This window comes from Oleiphilus sp. HI0080 (assembly GCF_001635135.1).
This window is the reverse complement of sequence record NZ_LWFU01000041.1, coordinates 1-378: the sequence shown is the minus strand read 5'-3', so window position 1 is coordinate 378 and position 378 is coordinate 1. Positions and strand designations below refer to the sequence as shown.

General features: G+C 45.5%; 2 protein-coding genes. Both read left to right on the top strand.

The window, feature by feature from the left end; all coding sequences use genetic code 11:
• Positions 1 to 15: 15 nt before the first annotated feature.
• Complete coding sequence (locus tag A3751_RS23810) at positions 16 to 147, top strand: DUF2914 domain-containing protein (RefSeq protein ID WP_082862970.1); 132 nt, start codon at positions 16 to 18, stop codon at positions 145 to 147.
• 41 nt (positions 148 to 188) lie between these two features.
• Positions 189 to 378, top strand: a 190-nt coding sequence (locus A3751_RS23340) for a hypothetical protein (RefSeq protein WP_231876805.1), incomplete at its 3' end; no start/stop codon positions are given.

The following is a 378-nucleotide window of genomic DNA, read 5'->3' as shown; positions in this document are numbered from 1 at the left end:
CGTGTCCGAATTCCGGTGACATCGAAAGATCAGGGAAGTTACTCGAGTAAGTTTATTGACCAACACATGACCGGAGAGTGGTCAGTGCAAGTGCGAGATGAACAAGGCGAGCTTTATGCCATGGCGAATTTTAAAGTTGTTCGCTAACTGTGTTATTTGGCTTAAAAAAGTTGATCGGTGGGTTGTTGATGCCAATACCGATCGTGCTGTTTCTGCTTGTTCTCAGTGCAGGGCTTTTTTATAGAAAATCGAAACGGCTTGCGGCGAGCTGTCTGTGTTTTGCGTTGATCGCGCTTTACCTTCTTTCTGTTCAACCTATTGCGAATGCCATTGCCCAGCCTTTGGAATTCAAATATCCAAAATATGCGCAGCAGCCTG